Raw genomic sequence first — 17,008 nt, 5'->3', positions numbered from 1 at the left:
TTACACCCAAATGTCTCGTTCAGCCCGTCTGTGCGGCGTGGCTCGCGCTGAAGGCCAGGAGGGGTGTGGCGGTCCGCGGCGGATCCTCGAGTATGGGTGAGTGTCCGAGACCGGGCAGCAACTCGACGTTCGCGCCTGGAACGGTGCGGTAGTCGGCGGCGGAGGAGGATCGCCATCTGCGGTCGTCCTCGCCGAAGATCACCAGGAGCGGCTTGCCGAGGGCCGTCAGCCGATCCGGGAGCGCCTGCTGCTCCAGGTAGTGGCGGGTGCCCTGCATCGTCGCGGTGAGCGTGTGGTAGGTCATGGCGCGCACCTCGTCCAGGAGCTCTTGTGGGATCTGGTAGCCCGCGCGGCTGAATCCGGTGCTCGCGAACTGGCGGATCTGCTCGTCGGTCGGCGGCCACTGCGCGGGTTCGATCGCGGCGGACTCCGATGGGATGAAGGCGTTCAGGCTGGGTCCGGTGTTGATGAGCGCGAGCGCGGTCACGAGGTCGGGTCGCTGTTCGGCGAGGGCGGTGGCGACCGCGCCGCCGCTGGAATGGCCGACGACTATGGCGTGCTCGATGCCGAGCCGGTCCATTGCCTCGCCGACCCGGCGTCCCTGGTCCGGGGTCGCGTAACTACGATCGGCCGGCTTGGCTGACCGGCCGTGCCCGAGCAGGTCGATCCGGATGACGCGATGGGATCGGGTCAGCAGCGGTACCTCAGAAATGGTCATGAGCCCACTGTCGCCGCCGGTGCGCAGTGGTGGATTGGACGAATGTTCCCCTCAGTCGGCCCGCGCAGCATGGGACGGTGCGGACATTTGTGCACGGTGCGGCTGTGTGGGACGTCGCCTGCCCGCAATTCGTCTAGGCGAGCCGACTGTCCGGAACATTTGTCCAAGATACCGGCGCGCACCGGCGGCGACAGTAGGCCCATGATTATTTCCCTGGGGCTCGATGACTCCGCTGTTTCGACAACGCTGACCTGCGGTTTCCGCACCGGCAGGCTGATGTGAGCCGCGCGGCACGGCGCCGGCGGCGCCTCTTGATCGCCTCGGCTGTCCTCTTCGTCGTCGTCGGGTTGCTTCTCGTGAACGCGGAGGTGGTGACGCGGCAGAGCGCCGAGGCCAGTGGGAATCCGACCCTGCCCCTCGACGGCGGGAACATCTACGTGCGCCAGGACGGCCCCGCCGATGCCCCGGCACTCGTACTGATCCACGGGCTCGCCGCGTCGACCCGCTCGTGGGACGCGCTCGTTCCGCTGCTGACCAAGTCCCATCGCGTCATCCGGATCGACCTGCTCGGGCACGGCCAGTCGGCCAAACCGGCCGGCGGTGGCTACGGAATGCCGGAGCAGGGACGCCGGGTCGGTGAGGCAATGGACCTGCTCGGCGTCGGGCACGCCACAGTGGTCGGCCATTCCACCGGTGGCGCGGTCGCCACCGCCCTCGCCGAGCAACGCCCCGACCTGGTGACCTCGCTCGTGCTCATCGACACCGCGCCCCGTTTGGACGCCGCCATGTCAAGCGGCGGCGTCGGCGGGCTCTTGTACGCCCCCGTCATCGGACAGCTGCTGTGGCGGCTTCGGACTGACAGCCTGATCCGCAACGCCGCGAGCACCGCGTTCAGCCGCCGCGACTACGAGGTCCCGCAGGCGGTCGTGGACGACGCCCGCAGCATGACCTACCACGCCCTCATCGCGACAACGCAGACCGGCGACGACTATGTGAAGCAGCGCGCGCTCCCCGATCGGCTGATTCCCCTCGGCAAGCCGCTGCTAGTGATCTTCGGTGAGGACGACCGGAGATGGCGATCCTCCTCCGCCACCGACTACCGCGCCGTTCCGGGCGCGAAAGTCGAGTTGCTGCCCGGCGTTGGGCACTCGCCCATCATGGAGGATCCGCCGCGGACCGCCGCGCTTCTGCTGGCCTTCACCGCGAGCCACACCACCCAGGCGCACTGAACGAGATGATGCGCCCATGGCGGGACCCGGCTACGGTGCGGTACCTGGCGCCGGTGGCGTTCAGCATCCCATAGGCGCTGGGTGCGCTCATTCAGGGGGACGGCTCCCTGGTTTGCCGAGCGCATGGTGGACGCCAGGTGTGAGCGGCGACCGCAATCGCGTCATCGTGCCGACGGCTCTGCCGTCGCTCGAGTTGTGCGGCAGGTCGATGGTGATGTCGAGGCCACCGCCGGTGTGGGCAGTGACCACCATGTGCCCCCGGTGAGCGAGGGTGATCGCGCGGACGATCGTCAGTCCCAGGCCCAGGCCGTCGGTGCGGCTGCGGATACCTTGCCCGTGCACGAACGGTTCCAGCAGCGTCTGCGCCTCGCCGGGCGGAATCTTCCTGCCGGTGTTGGAGATGCGCAGGACCGCGCGTCCGCCTGCGGTGTCGGTGTCGACGGTCAGGTGGCCGCCGGTCTGGTTGTAGCGGATCGCGTTGTCGACCAGGTTGCCGATCATGCGTTCCAGCAGGACGGGTTCGCCGTTGACCGGTGCCGGCCGGAGCCGGGGTTGTACCGTGACGTCGGCGGCTGCCGCTCGTGCTTGGGCGGTGTCGAGGGTGCTGGCCGCGAGAGTGGCCAGGTCGGCCGGTTCACGTGCGGTGAGCCCGGCCTGGCTGCGGGCCAGCAGCAGCAGCCCGTTCAGGACGCGTTGCATGTGCTCGACGGCGTTACGGACGTCGCCGGCCATCGCGCGCAGTTCGGCGTGGCTGGGGTCTCCGTCCAGGGTTACGTCGATCGCCGTGCGCGCGGTGGTCAGCGGCGTACGCAGCTCGTGGGCGGCATTGGCGGTGAACAGCCGCTGGCTGTCCAGGATCCGGTCCCGCTCGGCGATGCCGCGCTGGATGCGGTCCAGCATGTCGTTGACCGTGCCCGCCAGCGTCGACAGTTCGTCGGCGGGGGTGGTGACCGGAACCCGTTCGGTGAGGTTCTCGGCCGACGACCGGCGGGCGGCGGCGGAGATGACGCGGATCGGCCGCAGCACCCGACCGGCCACCAGCCAGGCCAGTACGGCGGCCAGGGCGGTCACCATGATGAGCGCCAGGCCCGCCTGGGGCAGGAGTGCGGCCAGGGTGTCGGCCTGCACCCGATCGGCGAGATCGTGCAGGTCCTGCGTCTGGGGTGGCACCAGCTGGAGCGTGCCCTGTGGGTCTGGCCCGGTGGGGTCCAGGTGGGTGACGAGGGCGGGGCGCCGCTTCATCAGTAGGTAGGTCAGCCCGGTCAGCGCGGCTCCGGTGGTGAGCACCAGGGCGGTCTGCAGCAGGGCGAGCCGGGCCCGGGCCGTCAGTTTCACGGGCCGATCCGGTAACCGGCGCCGATGACGGTCTCGATCAGCGGTGGGTCGCCGAGCTTGCGGCGCAGTGTGCCGACGGTGATCCGGACCGCGTTGGTGAACGGGTCGGCGTGTTCGTCCCACACCCTCTCCAGGAGCGTTTCCGCGCTGATGACGTCACCGCCGGCGGCCAGCAGTTGCTCCAGCACGCCGAACTCCTTGGGGGTCAGGCGCAGCAGCCGGCCGTCCCGTTCGGCGCTGCGCCGGGCCGGATCCAGGCTCACCCCACCGGTGCGCAGCACCGGCGGGCGGGCCGGCGCGCTGCGCCGTACCAGGGCGTGCACCCGGGCGACCAGCTCGGAGAACGCGAACGGCTTGCCCAGATAGTCATCCGCGCCCAGCATCAGCCCGCTCACCCGGTCATCCACGGCGTCGGAGGCGGTCAGCATCAGCACCCGCGACTCGCCCTGCTGGGCGAGCCGGCGGCAGACGGCGTCGCCGTGCACGATGGGCAGGTCCCGGTCCAGGACCACCACCTCGTACGGGGTGAGCTCGCACTTGTCCAGCGCGCTTTGGCCGTCCAGGGCGACGTCGACGGTGAAGCCGTGCTTGCGCAGCCCCGCCTGGATGTAGCCGGCGAGAGGCTGCTCGTCTTCGACCAGGAGCACACGCATCCGGGCAGTATCGCAACGTCAGCATATGGAACACGTATGGTCCGCCGATCGCCCGCCGATAAGCGCCGGCCGGTAAATGTGATCACCCTCAAGTCCCGCAGAGAGGATCACGACGAGATGAGCCGTGCACGAACGGTCGGCCTGACCGGGCTGGCCTCCGCCATGCTGGCGTTGAGCGTCCCCGCACCCGCAACCGCGGCCGACCAGGCCAGGCTGGGAGACGTCCAGCAAGCGATCAGGAATCTGGCGAAGACGGCTGGAGTGGTGGGCGCCATCGGCGAGGTGTACGTCGACGGCAAGCGGGTGGCCCAGGGGACGGCAGCCTCCTGCCGGGGATGGCCGAACACGACTACGTGGATCGGGCCGGCGAGATCACCGTGCAGCAGCTGATCCGCCACACCTCGGGCATCCCCGATTTCGCCGAAAGCGGGAAGTTCGACGTCTTCGACTTCACCACCTCCTACCAGCCGATCGACCTGGTCAAGGCCGCGCGGACGGGCATGGCTACTACCCCGACGCCAAGGGCAGGCCACGCGACGTCGACCGGCTCAACGCCACCACCGCCCCCGAAGGAGCGATCTCCACCGCGCACGACGTCAGCGCCTTCTACCGCGCACTGAACCAGGGCAAGCTGGTGCCGTCGGACCTGCAGAAGCAGCTGCCGCGGCCCTTCCCCGAGCTGTGTGGCGGAACGGTCTCCTCGGCCTCGGGCGGCCTGCCCGGAATCAGCTCCGTCACCTTCTCCTCGGCCGACGGCCGGACCCAGTTCGCGATGGCCGCCACGCTGAAGGTCGACAACGAGAAGGCCATGGCCGTCGGTGACGCCATGAAGAAGGCCGCCGAAGCCGTGCTCTGCCCCGGCCAATAACCGGGGGTCATCCGCCAAGAATGCCGAGGGCATCCAGCCCCAACCTCGAACAACGTTCATCCGACGGTTCATTCGACAAGGAGAGTTCCCGTGAGACGACGAGTCCTCAGCGCGCTGGTCACGGCACCGTTCGCGCTCACCCTGCTCCTGACCGGCTGCGGCTCCGGCGACGGCGGCGGCGGCGGCGCGGACGTGGCCTCGGTGAACGGCGGCACCGGCACTCAGGCCGCGTCCAGCGCCCAGCCGAGCGCGGACTCGCAGGGCAAGGCGCTGAAGTTCGCCCAGTGCATGCGGGAGAACGGCGTCGACATGCCGGACCCCGATTCCAGCGGCAAGATGACGATGACGTTCGACGCCCCGCAGGAGAAGGTCCAGGCGGCTCAGGAAGCGTGCAGGCAGTACGCCCCCAGCGGCCAGCAGCAGGTCCGCAACGACCCCAAGATGGCCGAGAACCTGCGCAAGCTCGCGCAGTGCATGCGTGACAACGGCGTCGAGGCCTATCCCGACCCCGAGGGCGGCATGATGCGCATCACCCAGGAGGCCGGCGAGGACCCCGACTTCAAGGCCGCGGAAGAGAAGTGCCAGAAGGAGTCCGCTGACGCCGGCCCGGGAGGTTCCTGATGGCGATGGCCACCATCGACGGCAAGACGGAGCCGGAAACCACGCCTCCCAGGCAGCGCCGCCGCCGTGGCAGGGGCAAGGTGGTGGCCGGGCTGCTGATCGCAGTGGCGGCGGCGGGCGGCGGGTTCGTCGCGGTCAACAGCACGGGCCTGCTCGAGGGCGGTGCCGGTCCCACGCAGCCGGCCGCAGCCCTGCCCCCCGCCACCACGACGGTGACCAGGCAGACCCTGAACGACACCAGGGACGCCGACGGCGAGCTCGGCTACGGCCCCGTGACCTCATCGAGGTCGGCAGGTCGCGCTACATCGCCGTCGAGACGGGGATGTTCGCCGGGGGACGGGTCGAGGTCTCGGGGGGCGGGCTCACCGAGGGCATGACCGTGGGGATGCCGAAATGACGTACCCCATGATCGCGCTGACGGACCTGTCCAGGACGTATTCGGGCGGGGTGGCGGCGCTGAAGTCGGTGTCACTGCGGATCGACCACGGCGAGCTGGTCGCCATCGTCGGCCCGTCCGGGTCGGGCAAGTCGACCATGCTCAACGTCGTCGGCACCCTCGACCGGCCGTCGTCCGGGACCATCCGCATCGACGGCTACAACGTCTCGAAGCTGTCCGACAGCCAGCTCTCGGCGCTGCGCGCGACCACGATCGGGTTCGTCTTCCAGTCCTTCCACCTGGCCGCCAGGGTCCCCGCGCTGGACAACGTGGCCGACGGCCTCATGTACACCGGCCTGAGCAGGGCCGAGCGCCACCGCCGCGCGGCGGTGGCGCTCAAGCGGGTGGGCCTCGAGCACCGCATGGACCACGAGCCGCACGAGCTGTCGGGCGGGGAACGGCAGCGCGTGGCCATCGCCAGGGCCGTGGCGGGCGATCCGCCGCTGCTCCTGGCCGACGAGCCCACCAACGTCAGCGGCACAGGTGAGAAGCACCAGATAACACATGGTCCCCCTGGCCGAAGCATGGGCCTCGGGGGCATGGGCGTGGACGACCGCCCAGCGTCAGACGTACGCCAACGACCTGGGCGGCCCCGAACTGTGGGCCGTGACGGACGAGGAAGCGGGGGCGTTGTGCCGCCCGCCGGGTTTGATCGCCTTCGGCCGGGACCGCTGCGAAGCAGTCCGAGGCCTGCCCCTAATCTGCATGGCAGCGTGTTAAAACGGCAGCCTGTGGGTGAAAGAGGTCAATCGTGAACAGCCGAGGCGTACTCGTGACCGGATCGTCGCGTGGGATCGGCCGCGAGATCGCCAAGATCTTCGCCGCCGGAGGCGACCGGGTCGCGGTCCACCACCGGAACTCCCCCGACGAGGCGGAGGAGACCAGAACGGCGCTCGACGGCGACGGCCACGCCGTCGTCCAGGGAGACATTGCGGATCCGGACGCCGTCGCCGCGTTCGTCTCGGCGGCGATCGACGCCCTCGACGGCATCGACGTGCTCGTGAACAACGCCGCCGTCTACCTCTTCCACGATCCGCTGACCGTGGACTACGCCTCCTGGCAGCGAATCTGGCGCAGGACCGTCGACGTGGACCTGATCGGCGCCGCGAACGTCTCCTGGTGCGTGGCCCGGCACATGGTGGAGCGCGGCCGTGGCGGACGCATCGTCAACGTCGCCTCCCGCGGCGCCTACCGGGGTGAGCCGCAGGCGCCGGGATACGCCGCCGCCAAGGCCGGGCTGACCGCGATGGGCCAGTCGCTGGCCATCGCGCTCGCCCCGCATCGCATCGCGGTCTCCTCGGTGGCGCCGGGGTTCGTCGAGACCGACATGGCGGCCTCCATCCTGACCGAGGAGAACCGGGCCGGCGTCGAGGCGCAGAGCCCGTTCGGCCGGATCGCCCAGCCGGAGGAGGTGGCGGCGGCTGTGCGCTATCTCGCCTCGGCCGAGGCGGAGTTCGTCAGCGGCACGGTGCTCGACCTCAACGGCGCCTCTTACCTGCGCTGAAACGGTGCGGATCACGGCCCCGCCGGAACAGCAGCGGTCTCAGTCGTCCTCCGGCGGGGTCAGGAAGTCCTGGAGTTCGCGGTGCCGGAACTGGTAGGTGGCGCCGCTGACCCGCAGCAACCGTGCCTCGCAGGCCCAGTCGAGAAAGGTCCACAGCCGCAGCGGAAGCACCCCACGCGCGGCCGAGACGATCAGGCCGATCATGGTACGGGCCCAGGCGATCGCGCCGAAGGCGAGGCCGAAGGTCACCCCGCCGATGAGCGCGCACGCCAGCGACTCGACGACTCCCTGGCTCATGACGAACACGAGAAAGGCGGCGACGCCGCCGGTCAGGCCGAAGGCCACTCCGATCATCGGATTGCGGTGGAGGGCCTCTCGCGGGTGGGCCAGCTCCGCGTCCTTGCTCCAGCCACCCGTGGTGATCTTGAAGACGACCCCGAGCGCGAAGGCCAGAGCGAAGGCCCCCACGATCTCCGCAGCCAGCGGTAGCGGGCCGGCGCCCGCGAGGCGCAGCGGCGGCAGTCCGGTGAGGGCGCCGCACAGCCCGAAGCCCAGCAGGATGACCGGCTCGGCGCGGACCGCCTCGGATATGGACATGCGCTCGGCCCCCCGCCGCGCGGCGGCGGTCAACCCGAGAACCGCCCCGAACACCCCGCCCCCAGCCGCCCCCGCGGCGACGGCGAAACCGGGGTCGAAGACCTTGCCTCCGGTCAGCACGAACCCGGCCAGGCCGCAGAGCACACCGATCGGACCGCCCGCCAGGGCACCGAGCAGACCACCGATCATGCGCCGGCGGTGCGGAACGTTGGCCCGCCCACCGGCCGCGGCCGGCCACGGCGACAGCGACAGGCCGGTGGCGATGCCCACCCAGCCCGCCATGAGCGCCAAGGTGAGCCCCTCCCCCACGTCGAGCCAGTCGCGCAGGTCACCGGGGCGGTCGACCGCCGACCCCGCCCAGAACGCCAGCATGGCGATGACGGCGAAGATCACGCAGCACAGACAGTGCAACGCCCGGACCAGCCGCCGGCCACCGATCGGCCACAGCAGGTGCGGGACGATGTCGATCGGCGTCAGACCGGGCGGCGGCCGATCCGTCTCGGCGGTGTAGGCGGCCTGCCACCGCAGGTGAGAGGCCAGGTTCTCCAGCCAGGACCGCACCTGTTCCGGACGGTACGGCGTGCCGGGAGCGGTGCGTGGGGTCAGTCCGGTCGCCGCCGGGACGTACGCGTCGAGCAGCCTCCGGGCGATCCGCGCCGCCGCCACCCGCGGATCGGGGTCCGGGCCGGCGCGGAGCAGCTCGGCCGGATCGGCGCCGGACTCCACGGCGGTCACGGTCAGCAACAGCCGCCACGGCGTGGCCAGGGCGGTGCGGATGGCAGTCCCCGACGTTCCGGAGAGTGCCGCGTGGATGCCGTCGCGGTAGGTGTCGCAGGGATGGCCGTCCGGCCAGCGGGTACGCAGGTACGCATTGATCTGTTCGATGGTCAGGTCACGCAGATGGATCCGGGTGGCGTTGTCGAGTCCGGCGCGGGCTTCCGACAGTTCGGTGTAGCGGTCGGCTCGGCAGGTCACGACGACCGCCCCCGGTCGCCGTCTGGAAAGGTCGCTGTAGCGGTTGAGCGCGGCCAGCAGGCCGATCGCCCGGCGGGGCGGGCCCATGGACGGCTCGGGGTCCAGTTCGTCCAGCCCGTCCAGCACCGGCAGCACCTGGCGGTCCCGCACCAGCCGCGCCGCGTCCTTGGCCGCGAGTCCGAAGTCCCGCACCAGTTGTTCGGCCAGCCATGGTTCGAACGGGCTGCCCAAGGTCCATCGTGCGGCGTTCAGGCGTACCGGCACCAGTTGCCGGTGATCGGGTCGTCCGTCGCTGGTCAGGAGGGGCTCCAGCAGTCGCAGCACCAGTTCGATGGCGAGCACCGTCTTGCCCGCTCCTGACTCGCCCACGACCAGCAGGCGCTGCGGGTGCAGCTCGCTGAAGAACCTCGCGATCGAGTGCAGGTCGTCCTTCACCTCGCCGGTGGCGTCGTCGTGGTGCGCCGCGAACGAGACCGGCGCGATGCTGTAGCCGCCGAGCAGCCCTTTACGCGCCCTGTCCTCCTCCCGGGCCACGCGTCGCGCCAGGAGTTCGACGGCCTGGTCCCGACCGGTGGCCTCCGCATGAGCCGCCTCGATCTCTGTGATCGCCGCGGACGCCTCCGCCAGGGTCTCTGTACGAGCGACCGGCTCGGTCAAGGCGGTCCTGGCCACCCGCCAGCGTTCGAGCTCAGCGGGAATCAGCTCGTTCGGATAGTCGCGGTAACGGAGGCAGGCGGTGACGAAGGCGTTCACGAAATCCCACCGCGGCAGCCTGTCGGTCTGCCGGAGCACCTGCGAGGTCGTGCTTTTGGGCAACGCGTCGATCGTGACGCCGTCCGAGGTCACCGTCTGGCCGCCGAGAGAGCGCAGCCTGCTCAAGGATGGCTCGCCCGCCCACTGTTTGAGCCGGACCAGCGACCGGACGAAGTCCGCGGCGCTGCCGGCCTCGGTGGGATCGGGTGGACGGGGGTGGTCCGCGGTCATCAGCGCGTCGTCCTCACCAGCGACCACTCGAACACCGCCCTCCCGCGCCGGCGCCGCCGGCCATCCCAGCACGTGCCCACCAGCGTCTGGACATGACGTGACTCCATCAGGAAATTGCGCGCCTCATCGGACTCCACCAGCTCCCGGCCGACCGCGATGGGCACGAACCCGTGCCGGGGAATGTAGACCCATCGGCCGCGGTCCCAGTCATAGGGATCGAACCAGTGGTGGCGGACCGTACCGGACGCCCGCACCTCCGGTCCGGTCCGGGTCAGGACGAACGAGCCCTGCGAGCGCAGCAGGCTCATCCTGCTGACGTAGAAGAGCTCCGTGCCGATGAACGCGTTGATCCGCGCGTCCCAGTAATCGTGCAGCCAGGTGGAGCCGCCGTCGCGCAACAGTCCGGCCTCTCGCACGAGCTGCCGTTCGAACCGGCGCTGGTTCTTGCGCTCGGCTTTCTTGATCACTTTGAACGAGCGGAGCCAGCGCAGCGACATCGTCCTGGAGGCGCCGACGCCGTCCATGAAGTGCTCCAGGAAATCGGACGCCATCGGGTGGACCTGCCGGCCGTCCGCGACGATCGAACGGAACAACGCGGCCAGTTCCGGGACGGGCTTGCCCGTCCGTCGCCGTAAACCTCGCAGGAACATGCTCGCTGCCTCCGTGGTGGGGTCCAGGGTCACGGACACGTCTGCTGGTAATCCTCGTCCTGAACGTAGTTCTCCCATTCGTCGCGGGTGAGGGAGCGGCCCGCGTTGGCGCACGCCGCGGCCACCAGGTCGGCGGGTGTGGCGACGTTCCACAGCCGCGCGGTCCCGTCGCCGGCCACCGTGGCGACGGTCGTCCCGTCCCGCCCGTAGGCGAGCGCGGTCACGCCGCGGGTGTGGCCGACCATCAGGGCACCGAGCGGCCGGTACGCCAGCAGGTCCCAGAGCTGCACATCGCCGCCGGTGGAGCCGGTGGCGAGGACCTGGCTGTCCGGGCTGAACTCGAGCGCGTTGACCGGGCCGTCCTTGACGATCAGGCCGATGCCGACCTGACGGCGGCGCACCACGTCCCACAGCCGGACGGAGTGGTCGCCGGCCGTGAAGGCCAGCCGCCGGCCGTCGGGGCTGAACGCCAGGTCGTTGATGAACCCGCCGTCGGCCGCGGCCGACGGGCCCGCGAGCTGGCGGCGGGTGGCCACGTCGAAGAGCCGCACCCGGTTGTCGAAACCCGTCGTCGCCAGCGTCGCGCCGTCGGGGCTGATCGCTATCGCCGTGATCACGTCGGTGTGGTCGGTGACGCGGATGCGCGGCCCGCTCTCCCGGCGGCGCGCGACGTCCCAGAACGCGATGGCCTCGTCCTGCTGGACGGCCACGAATCTGCCGTCGGGACTGAGCTTGGCCACGCCCGTGAGTGTTCCGTCATGGGCGAGCTCGCGGCGGCTCGCGACGTCCCAGAGCCGCAGGCCGTCTGAGTTGGAGGTCAGGAGCGTCCGCCCGTCGGGGGTGAAGGCGATCGTGGCCGCGGAGAGGCGAGGGCCCTTGGGACGCAGCGGGCCGCCGATGGGATGCTGGGTGGCCACGTCCCATAGCTGGATCGCGGGGTCCTTCTCGTCGCCCACGCCGGCGGCCAAGGTCCGTCCGTCAGGGCTCAGCGCGACGACGCCGCGTGCGGGCATCGGGGTCCCGATCTGCAGGTGGACCTGCGGGTCGGCCAGCCGTACGACGCCGTCGTCGCTGGCGGCGGCGAGCAGTTTCCCGTCCGGGCTGAACGCCACGCGGTCGACACCGCTGAGATTGTCGGCGAGCGCGATCAGCTGTTGCCGGCTGGCCGTGTCCCACAGGACGGTGCGACCGCTGGACCCGGCGGTGGCGAGCCGGGTGCCGTCCGGGCTGAAGGCGATCGCGTTGAAACCGGCGGAGCGGTCCTTGAACACGGCTGTCTGCTTCCGCGTGGCGATGTTCCACAGCCGGGCGGTTCTGTCGTAGCCCACGGTCGCGAGGGTGGCACCGTCCGGGCTGATGGCGACACCGTAGACCCCCTTGGCGTGCCGGGCGAACGGGGTGCCGATCTGGCGGGATGTGGCGGTGTCCCAGAGCCGTACGGTCTCGTTGCCCGCGCTGGCCAGGGTCTTTCCGTCCCGGCTGAAGGCCACCTCGCGGATGACGCTGGCGAGTTGCTGCCCGTCGTCGGGGCGGCCCATGGGAGTCCCGTGCGGACGGTGCGTGACAGCGTCCCACTGCCGGACGACGCCGTGGAAGTCACCGGTCACGAAGGTCTTTCCGTCCGGGTTGTACGCGATCGCCGACACGACCTCCTCGTGCTCCAGCTCGACGCCCAGCTCGCGATGGGTGGCCACGTCGTAGAACCGGACGCTGTTGAGACACGCCGTGGCCAGGGTCCGGCCATCGGCGCTGAAGGCCAGCTCGACGCTTGAGCAGTCGTATTTCCGCCGGGTGATCGGGGCGCCGAGCTGCCGCCGCGACGCCGTGTCCCAGAGCCGCGCGGTGCCGTCGTCGCTTCCTGTCGCGATGATCGAACCGTCGGGGCTGAACGCCAGTGCCGTGACGCCTCTCGTGTGCCCGGTGAGGGTCCCCCGGCCGGTACGGGTCGCCGCGACCAGGACACGGTTGCGGGCTTCGTCGGTGTGAGCGATCCGCCACGCCGCCACGGCCAGCATCGAGGCCAGGGCGGTGTCACCGGTCACCTCGCTCTGCGCCGCCAGTCGGCGCGAGTCCGCCACCCTGCGTTGCGCAACGGCGTCGTTCGCCGCGTTGACGGCGGCGCCGGCCGCGATGAGGGCGAGAACCGACAGCACCGCGAGGCCGGCCATGACGAGGCGCCGGCGGCGGCCGGCCCGCCGCGCCGCCCGCGTCGATGCCGTGAGGAAGCGCTCCGCTGTGGGGCCGGGCGGCGGGAAACTGTCGGGGTCGCGGTCCCAGCGGGGCCGGCTGTCCTGGACTGCCAGCAGCCGACCGCCCCGGTAGAGGAAGGCGGGGTCGCGGTGGTTCTCGGCCCACTGGGCGGCGTCGTCGATGAGCCGGTCGTACACCGTCTGTGCGGTGAAGTCGGGTTCGAGCCATTGGCGGAGGGTCGGCCACGCGATCAGGAGGGCGTCATGGGCGATCTCGACGGTGTCCTCGTGCAGGGTGAGCAGGCGCTGGTCGGCGAACGCGGAGAGCAGCGCCTCCGCTCGGTCTCGCCGCTCCGCCGAGTTCGCCGACGCGGCGGCGTGGATCTCGGTCAGGGTGGCCCTGCGGCGCGCCACCCGCCCGCCCGTGGTGATCAATGTCATGCGCCGGAAGAGTCTGAGCGCGGTCTTGCGGTCCTCGGCCGGGAGCCGCCCGAGTACCTCGTCGGCCGTGCGCCGCACGGAGTCGCGGACCCGGCCGGACTCCTCATATCCCCGGACGGTCAGCCGACCGCCCTCACGTCTCTCCCAGGTGTTGCGCAGAGCCTGCGACAGCAGGGGCAGGGCCCCGGCCTCGTAGCGATCGCCGGCGGCCTGGCCGGCGCGTAACTCCCCCAGGATGGTCTCCACCAGACCGGGCTCGATCTCCAGCCCCACCGCGGCCGCGGGGCCGGTGATGGCCAGCCGCAGATCCGACTCCGCCATCGGCTCGACGATGACCTGGCCGTCCTGGATGGCCTCGGCGAACTGCGGGTAAGCCGCACAGCGGTCCCAGTAGTCCGCGCGTACCCCGATGATCACCCCGGCGCCCCGCGGGCCTTCGGCCAGGGCGTCCAGGACCCGCACGAACGCCTGGCGCTCCTGCTCGTCGGTCACCAGAACGAACAGTTCCTCGAACTGATCGACCACCAGGACGAGACGGCCGTCCGTGGAGAGAGCCCCCGACAGCGTCCGCCGCGGATCGTCCCGCAGGTGCTCGTACGCCGTCTCGACGCGCCCGCCGAACGCCTCCGCCCACCCTTCGGCGAGTGCCCACAACGGCCTTGAGGTCGGCGTGATGAGCAGGCGGCGCCAACGCTGCGATCCGGCGACCGGCAGCATCCCCTTCGCCAGCGCCGGCATCAGCCCCGCCCGTAACAGCGACGACTTGCCCACACCCGAGGCACCCGAGATCAGCAGGATGGACCCGTGCTCGTCCAGGCGCGGTCCCAGGCGCTCCAGAAGGCTGTAGGTCGCCCGCGCACGTCCGAAGAAGAACTCGGTCTTCTCGGTCTCGAACGGCACCAGCCCTTGGTAGGGGCACACCTCGCCGGACGGCGAAAGCAGGGCGCCGTGGCTCCTCAGCGGCCGGAGACCCGACTGCGCCCGCGCGCCATCCTCGTCACCCTCACCCATGGCCTTCATTCTGGCTAATCACGCCGATGCTGATCAAACACAGTTAAACGCGATGATCCGGCCCCTCAGACCGTCCGATTCCGTTCGCTTTCGTCTGACCAGTGGTTTGAACCGCCCGAACGCGCTTTTCATGTATCTGCGGATCTCACCGGTCAGGTCCGGCAAACACTATCCAACCTGATGAGCTCGGAGTTGCCGTGACCATCTCCACCGTTTCCGCGCTGGCGGAAGTCATAGATTTTTCTTTGGGAACGCTGCTGCGCACGTGGCGGAAGCGGGCGTTGCTGACTCAGGAGCAACTGGCCGAACGGGCCGGCCTGAACGTTCGGACCGTCCGCCGGTTGGAACACGACGGACTTCAGCAGCCTCGTACCAGGTCGATACTGCTGCTGGCGGAGGCGTTGGGACTGAACGGCGAAGAGCGCGCGATGCTGGTCGCCGTGGCTCGCGGTCCGTCGGTTTCCACCGAACGCGATGATCCGGCGGGAACCGGCCCACCGCCGATTCCGCGACAGCTACCGGCGGGCGTGGCGGCATTTGTTGGCCGACGGCGTGAACTGATGGCTTTGGCAGATTACTACGAGAATGCGACCACGATGACGGTCGTCGCCATTGACGGCATGGCCGGAGTCGGTAAGACGGCACTGGCCGTTCATGCCGCCCATCGTCTTACCTCTCGTTTTCCCGACGGGCAGCTGTTCGTCAACCTCCACGGCCATACCGAGGGAAAGTCACCGGTCGATCCAGGTGACGCGCTCGCCCGCGTCCTGCGCACACTCGGTGTCCTTGACGAGTGCGTCCCCGAGCACCTCGATGACCGCGCCGCGCTGTATCGCAGCGTGATGGCCGACCGCGAAGTCCTGATCGTGCTGGACAATGCCGCCGATGAAGACCAGGTCCGCCCGCTGCTGCCGGCCGACCCGGGCTGTGGGCTGATCGTCACCAGCCGGCGCCGGCTGATCGCCCTGGACGACACCCGAACCTTGTCGCTGGATGTCCTGCCGCTGAAGGAGGCGGTCGACCTGTTCACCCGCACGGCCGGGGAGGAGCGGGTCACGGATGCGCCGGCGACGGCTCTGGTGGAGATCGTGGAGCGCTGCGGGCTGCTCCCGCTCGCCATCCGCATCGCCGCCGTCCAGCTTCAGGCGCGTGCCACCTGGAGCCTCGGACATCTGCTGAACCGGTTGACGGATGATCGGCTGGCCGAGTTGACGGCCGGGCCGCACAGCGTCGCCGTCGCCCTGGACCTGTCCTATCAGCGGCTTCCCGAGGACCAGCGACGGGTGTATCGGCTGCTGGGTGCGCGCGTCGGCACCGAGTTCGGCGTCACCGAGGCCGCCGCCGCGCTGGACACGACCGTGGTGCGCGCGAGACGGCTGCTGGACCAACTGCTGGACGCCCACCTCCTTCAGGAGTCCGCCCCCTGCCGGTACCGATTCCATGAGCTGGTCCGCGACCATGTTTCGGCCCTGCCGCACCCAACGGATGCCGTTGATGACCTTCAGGGCGTGGAAGGCGGTGTCAGATTCCGAGTCGTCAAGGGGCTGGGCGAACGGGCCGGCCGGTCGTGGGTGTAGGTCGGGCTCGGTTGGGCCGAGCCGAAACCCGGGTGCGCTCGGTCGGGCGGATCTCGTAGGCTGCGCCCGTGCTCCCCGACGTGCCCTGGCCTTCGATGACTCACCGCGAGGCCACGGCCGAGCTGGTGCTGGCCGGCTGGACGCCGTGCGGCGTCGGCGACTGGGCGATCGGCCTGCGCTCTCCCGACGGGCTGTGGGCGGCCAGGGTGTGTCCGTTCGATCCGGCCTACGCCGCCTTCCTCGAACTGTGCCGTCGCCGGCGCGGTAACCCCTACCTGCCGCGCATCGCCTTCGACAGCCCGCTGGACGGCGGCGGCACGCTGGCCGTGCTGGAATTCCTGGCACCGCTCGAACCGGTGCGGGCCAAGGAGGTCGCCCGCCAGTGGCGGGCGGGCGAAGGCGATGTGGCCCTGGCCGAGGTACGGCAGGCCGCCGCCGCGGTCGACGCCGAGTTTCGGGCCCGGACGCCCTGGTGGGACGGCATCGACCTGAACTCCGGCAACCTGCGGCAGGCCCTCGATGGGCGGGTGGCGGTCATCGACGTGTTCTGCATGGACGGGGCCTCCGTCTACGCGCAGATCCTCCAGGACGCCGGGGTGGTCCGCGCCAAGTTGCCCGGCAGCCGCCACATCCTCGACATCCCGTACATCGCCCGGGAGAGCACCCCCGAAGAGATCCAGGCCCTCCGCGCCGCATGGCACCGCACAGCACATGGCGCCGGTGCCGACTGACATTCGGCGACTTGAGGCGAGCACAGCCTGCCGTCACAGTAAGTAGTTCCTCCATCACTTTCCGTACATGATGGGTGGCGTCCTGCGGCAAGCCCGGCTTGCCGAGCAGAACCTTGCACCCAAGGAGCAGTGTGAAGAGAATCCTCCTCGTCCCCGCCCTGACAGCCGGAATCATCGCGCTCACCGCCAGTGCCGCCTACGCCTCGCAGTACGTCGCCTACGAGGGGCGGGGCTTCACCGGCAGGTCCGTCGTCATCGACGCGTGCGGGCCGTCCAACATCCCCTTCCACGGGTCCTACAAGTGGTACGGCGACGGCCAGTCGGGGCGCATGTACAACCAGCCCAACGCGCAGGGTGTGACGCACTTCGAGCTGCCTTCCAACCGCAACGCGGAGCAGCGGACGCCTGTCGGCTGGCAGAGCATCTTCATCGTGTGCTGATCGTGACCGCCCACTGATCGGTGCCCGGTGAGATCTCACCGGGCACCGA

The 17,008-nt window shown here is 70.2% G+C and carries 17 protein-coding genes; 11 read left to right on the top strand and 6 right to left on the bottom strand.

Annotated elements, in window-relative coordinates; all coding sequences use genetic code 11:
* Positions 1-19: 19 nt before the first annotated feature.
* Complete coding sequence (locus KLK06_RS18125; protein WP_374197129.1) at positions 20-745, bottom strand: alpha/beta fold hydrolase; 726 nt, start codon at positions 743-745, stop codon at positions 20-22.
* Between the two features lie 329 nt (positions 746-1,074).
* Between KLK06_RS18125 and KLK06_RS18120 the strand changes: the two genes are divergently transcribed.
* Positions 1,075-1,947, top strand: coding sequence for an alpha/beta fold hydrolase (locus tag KLK06_RS18120; RefSeq protein ID WP_308168311.1), 873 nt, complete (start codon positions 1,075-1,077; stop codon positions 1,945-1,947).
* 87 nt (positions 1,948-2,034) lie between these two features.
* Here KLK06_RS18120 and KLK06_RS18115 read toward each other — a convergent pair whose 3' ends face one another.
* Both KLK06_RS18115 and KLK06_RS18110 read right to left on the bottom strand, forming a co-directional pair.
* Complete coding sequence (locus KLK06_RS18115) at positions 2,035-3,282, bottom strand: cell wall metabolism sensor histidine kinase WalK (RefSeq protein ID WP_214636639.1); 1,248 nt, start codon at positions 3,280-3,282, stop codon at positions 2,035-2,037.
* Positions 3,279-3,935 (bottom strand): response regulator transcription factor, encoded by a 657-nt coding sequence (locus tag KLK06_RS18110; RefSeq protein ID WP_214636638.1) that lies wholly within the window; start codon positions 3,933-3,935, stop codon positions 3,279-3,281. Before KLK06_RS18110 ends, KLK06_RS18115 begins: the two co-directional genes overlap by 4 nt.
* A gap of 117 nt (positions 3,936-4,052) precedes the next feature.
* On the opposite strand from KLK06_RS18110, the gene KLK06_RS18105 reads away from it, so the two are divergent.
* The 7 genes from KLK06_RS18105 to KLK06_RS18075 all read left to right on the top strand — a co-directional run bounded on the left by KLK06_RS18105 (position 4,053) and on the right by KLK06_RS18075 (position 7,364).
* The gene (locus KLK06_RS18105) at positions 4,053-4,325 is read left to right on the top strand and encodes a hypothetical protein (protein WP_214636637.1); all 273 of its coding nucleotides are present in this window, start codon (positions 4,053-4,055) and stop codon (positions 4,323-4,325) included.
* Entirely contained in the window at positions 4,271-4,555 is a 285-nt protein-coding gene (locus KLK06_RS18100; protein ID WP_214636636.1) for a hypothetical protein, read from the top strand. Before KLK06_RS18105 ends, KLK06_RS18100 begins: the two co-directional genes overlap by 55 nt.
* 14 nt (positions 4,556-4,569) lie before the next feature.
* Positions 4,570-4,803 carry a hypothetical protein gene (locus tag KLK06_RS18095; protein WP_214636634.1) on the top strand — a complete coding sequence of 78 codons (234 nt, stop codon included), beginning with the start codon at positions 4,570-4,572 and terminating at the stop codon, positions 4,801-4,803.
* A 90-nt stretch (positions 4,804-4,893) separates the two neighbouring features.
* The gene (locus tag KLK06_RS18090) at positions 4,894-5,424 is read left to right on the top strand and encodes a hypothetical protein (protein WP_214636632.1); all 531 of its coding nucleotides are present in this window, start codon (positions 4,894-4,896) and stop codon (positions 5,422-5,424) included.
* On the top strand, positions 5,424-5,801 hold the full coding sequence (locus KLK06_RS18085) for a hypothetical protein (protein ID WP_214636630.1): 378 nt from the start codon (positions 5,424-5,426) through the stop codon (positions 5,799-5,801). The genes KLK06_RS18090 and KLK06_RS18085 overlap by 1 nt, the downstream gene beginning before the upstream one ends.
* Positions 5,802-5,817: 16 nt before the next feature.
* Positions 5,818-6,615, top strand: coding sequence for an ABC transporter ATP-binding protein (locus KLK06_RS18080; protein WP_250905559.1), 798 nt, complete (start codon positions 5,818-5,820; stop codon positions 6,613-6,615).
* The gene (locus tag KLK06_RS18075; protein ID WP_214636629.1) at positions 6,612-7,364 is read left to right on the top strand and encodes an SDR family NAD(P)-dependent oxidoreductase; all 753 of its coding nucleotides are present in this window, start codon (positions 6,612-6,614) and stop codon (positions 7,362-7,364) included. The genes KLK06_RS18080 and KLK06_RS18075 overlap by 4 nt, the downstream gene beginning before the upstream one ends.
* A 39-nt stretch (positions 7,365-7,403) precedes the next feature.
* Here KLK06_RS18075 and KLK06_RS18070 read toward each other — a convergent pair whose 3' ends face one another.
* The 3 genes from KLK06_RS18070 to KLK06_RS18060 are packed head-to-tail and all read right to left on the bottom strand — an operon-like array spanning position 7,404 to position 14,211.
* Entirely contained in the window at positions 7,404-9,947 is a 2,544-nt protein-coding gene (locus tag KLK06_RS18070; RefSeq protein ID WP_214636628.1) for an NACHT domain-containing NTPase, read from the bottom strand.
* The gene (locus tag KLK06_RS18065; protein ID WP_214636627.1) at positions 9,920-10,609 is read right to left on the bottom strand and encodes a hypothetical protein; all 690 of its coding nucleotides are present in this window, start codon (positions 10,607-10,609) and stop codon (positions 9,920-9,922) included. Before KLK06_RS18065 ends, KLK06_RS18070 begins: the two co-directional genes overlap by 28 nt.
* Positions 10,600-14,211 carry a WD40 repeat domain-containing protein gene (locus tag KLK06_RS18060; RefSeq protein ID WP_214636626.1) on the bottom strand — a complete coding sequence of 1,204 codons (3,612 nt, stop codon included), beginning with the start codon at positions 14,209-14,211 and terminating at the stop codon, positions 10,600-10,602. Before KLK06_RS18060 ends, KLK06_RS18065 begins: the two co-directional genes overlap by 10 nt.
* Positions 14,212-14,408: 197 nt before the next feature.
* On the opposite strand from KLK06_RS18060, the gene KLK06_RS18055 reads away from it, so the two are divergent.
* From KLK06_RS18055 to KLK06_RS18045, 3 genes are all read left to right on the top strand, one after another.
* Positions 14,409-15,788 (top strand): helix-turn-helix domain-containing protein, encoded by a 1,380-nt coding sequence (locus tag KLK06_RS18055; protein WP_214636625.1) that lies wholly within the window; start codon positions 14,409-14,411, stop codon positions 15,786-15,788.
* 95 nt (positions 15,789-15,883) lie between these two features.
* A complete protein-coding gene (locus tag KLK06_RS18050) occupies positions 15,884-16,519 on the top strand; it encodes a hypothetical protein (RefSeq protein ID WP_214636624.1) in 636 nt (211 codons plus the stop codon).
* A gap of 131 nt (positions 16,520-16,650) precedes the next feature.
* Positions 16,651-16,959 (top strand): MiAMP1 family antimicrobial peptide, encoded by a 309-nt coding sequence (locus KLK06_RS18045; RefSeq protein WP_214636623.1) that lies wholly within the window; start codon positions 16,651-16,653, stop codon positions 16,957-16,959.
* Positions 16,960-17,008 lie beyond the last annotated feature (49 nt).

Origin of the sequence: Nonomuraea sp. NEAU-A123 (genome assembly GCF_018603905.1) — a bacterium.
Classification (GTDB): Bacteria; Actinomycetota; Actinomycetes; order Streptosporangiales; family Streptosporangiaceae; genus Nonomuraea.
Note: the sequence above shows the minus strand (reverse complement) of the source record. Positions and strands in the feature narration are given on the sequence as shown.

What these genes read in the sequence shown, in the direction of transcription:
- KLK06_RS18110 (WP_214636638.1), bottom strand. Translation starts at nt 3,935, where the DNA reads ATGCGTGTGCTCCTGGTCGAAGACGAGCAGCCTCTCGCCGGCTACATC.
- KLK06_RS18105 (WP_214636637.1), top strand. Translation starts at nt 4,053, where the DNA reads ATGAGCCGTGCACGAACGGTCGGCCTGACCGGGCTGGCCTCCGCCATG.
- KLK06_RS18100 (WP_214636636.1), top strand. Translation starts at nt 4,271, where the DNA reads ATGGCCGAACACGACTACGTGGATCGGGCCGGCGAGATCACCGTGCAG.
- KLK06_RS18085 (WP_214636630.1), top strand. Translation starts at nt 5,424, where the DNA reads ATGGCGATGGCCACCATCGACGGCAAGACGGAGCCGGAAACCACGCCT.
- KLK06_RS18080 (WP_250905559.1), top strand. Translation starts at nt 5,818, where the DNA reads ATGACGTACCCCATGATCGCGCTGACGGACCTGTCCAGGACGTATTCG.
- KLK06_RS18060 (WP_214636626.1), bottom strand. Translation starts at nt 14,211, where the DNA reads ATGGGTGAGGGTGACGAGGATGGCGCGCGGGCGCAGTCGGGTCTCCGG.
- KLK06_RS18050 (WP_214636624.1), top strand. Translation starts at nt 15,884, where the DNA reads ATGACTCACCGCGAGGCCACGGCCGAGCTGGTGCTGGCCGGCTGGACG.